This window comes from Mycobacterium sp., assembly GCF_049280035.1.
GTDB lineage: Bacteria > Actinomycetota > Actinomycetes > Mycobacteriales > Mycobacteriaceae > Mycobacterium.
Map to the genome: position 1 here is coordinate 1 of NZ_JBAPPI010000269.1, position 1,840 is coordinate 1,840.

Below are 1,840 nucleotides of genomic sequence, written 5' to 3' on the forward strand. Positions count from 1 at the left end.
CGCCCAAGCCGCGGAAGTGCACCAGCAGTTGGTGGCCGCGTTGCAATCCGGAGCCGGTGCCTATGCGCTGACCGAGGCGGCGAACGCGGCGAGCTCCGCGCTCGGCGGGTGACCAGGTCTAGTCGATGAGCTTTTCGCTCTTTCCCCCGGAAATCAATTCCGCCCTGATGTTTTCCGGGGCGGGGTCCGGCCCGTTATTGGAGGCCGGGGCGGCCTGGAATGCGTTGGCCGCCGACCTGGACAGCACTGCCACCCAGTATCAGACGCTGATCACCAATCTGACCACTGGCCCGTGGCTGGGCCCGTCGTCGGCCCAGATGGCCGCGGCGACCGCCCCCTACATCGCATGGCTGCAAGGCACCTCGGCCAGCGCCGCCCAGACCGGGGCCCAGGCCCAGGTGGCCGCCGCCGCCTATCAGAGCGCCTATGCGTCCATGGTGCCCCTGCCGGAGATCGCGGCTAACCGAGCTTTGTTGGCTCAGTTGGTGGCCAACAACTTCCTGGGCCAAAACACCGGGGCGATCGCCACCACCGAGGCGAACTACCTGGACATGTGGATCCAGGACGCGCTGAGCATGGACACCTACCAGGTCAACTCGAAGGCGGCCAGCACCCTACCCGCACAGTCCGCGGCGCCGCAGGTGGCCAGTGGCGCGATGCCCGCAGCGGCCACCTCGGCAGCCACACCGGCCGACGCCAGCTCGGTGATCGCGGGGCTGCTAGTAGACCTTGCCGAGCTTTTCGGCGTGCCGAGCACGACGACGGGTTTGTTGCCGACTTTGACGACCGACGGGTTGGTGTCCTGGCTCGGGGTGGTGGCTCAGGCGGTAGCCGCGAATCCCACCGCCGCGCTGCTTCCGGTGCAGGCCACCTACTACATGGGCATGTTGAGCAGCACGCCCGCACGTATGTTCATGAGTGGCGGTGGCGGTTCGGGCAGCAGTGCCGCCGGCGCGGGCATGGCCGGTATGCAAGACTCGCTGCTGGCCAATGTCGGCAAATTCGTCGACGGCAAGCTGGTCAACGTGATGAGCGGTGTGGGCGGCCAGCTGGAGAAGTGGGGGTCCTCGGTGGCCGCGTCGCTGGCCGGAGCCCAGCACGTGGGCGGGCTGTCGGTGCCCAACGCCTGGCACGGCCTGGCCCCGGAGATGGCTCGCGCGGCCCCAACGCTACCCGCCACCAGCGTCCCTGCCCCGACCATGACGGGTGGCCTGCCGAGCAGCCCGTTCGCCCAGGGGTTGATGGGCGCGCTGGCCGGACGCGGTGTGAGCAGCCTGGGCTCCCGGGTGGCCGCCAAGGTGATGCCCCGCTCACCGGCCGGCGGGTAACAAGCAACCACCAACAGAAAAATGACCTCGAGCTAAGGAGAAAGAATCATGCCTACGCGTTTTATGACTGACCCGCACGAGATGCGGTCGATGGCGGGCCGTTTCGATGTGCACGCCCAGACGGTGGAGGACGAGGCCCGCAAGATGTGGGCGTCCTCGCAGAACATCGCCGGTGCCGGCTGGAGCGGTACCGCGCAGATGACGTCCTATGACACCATGGGCCAGATGAACCAGGCCTTCCGCAACATTGTCAACATGCTCCACGGCGTGCGCGACGGACTGATCCGGGACGCCAACAACTACGAAACCCAAGAGCAGGCCTCTCAGCAGATCCTGTCCAGCTAGCCCATCCCCCAAGCCATTTAGGAGAACACTCATGTCGATCAGTTACCAGTTCGGCGACGTGGATGCCCACGGCGCGTTGATCCGGGCCCAGGCCGCGTCGCTGGAGGCCGAGCACCAGTCCATCGTGCGCGATGTGCTGGCCGCCGGTGACTTCTGGGGCGGTTCGG

At 67.1% G+C, this 1,840-nt stretch carries 3 protein-coding genes and 1 pseudogene; all 4 read left to right on the top strand.

Features of this window, described 5'->3' with window-relative positions; translation table 11 throughout:
• The coding region (locus WAN71_RS08635) for a PE domain-containing protein (RefSeq protein WP_422224928.1) at nucleotides 1–112 on the top strand (112 nt) is incomplete at its 5' end.
• 13 nt (nucleotides 113–125) lie between these two features.
• Nucleotides 126–1,328 carry a PPE family protein gene (locus WAN71_RS08640; protein ID WP_422224926.1) on the top strand — a complete coding sequence of 401 codons (1,203 nt, stop codon included), beginning with the start codon at nucleotides 126–128 and terminating at the stop codon, nucleotides 1,326–1,328.
• A 48-nt stretch (nucleotides 1,329–1,376) separates the two neighbouring features.
• Nucleotides 1,377–1,673, top strand: coding sequence for a WXG100 family type VII secretion target (locus WAN71_RS08645; RefSeq protein WP_422224927.1), 297 nt, complete (start codon nucleotides 1,377–1,379; stop codon nucleotides 1,671–1,673).
• A 31-nt stretch (nucleotides 1,674–1,704) separates the two neighbouring features.
• A pseudogene (locus tag WAN71_RS08650) lies at nucleotides 1,705–1,840 on the top strand (type VII secretion protein EsxI); the annotation flags it as partial.

Coding starts and splice junctions, on each gene's coding strand:
- WAN71_RS08640 (WP_422224926.1), top strand. CDS start 126: ATGAGCTTTTCGCTCTTTCCCCCGGAAATCAATTCCGCCCTGATGTTT.
- WAN71_RS08645 (WP_422224927.1), top strand. CDS start 1,377: ATGCCTACGCGTTTTATGACTGACCCGCACGAGATGCGGTCGATGGCG.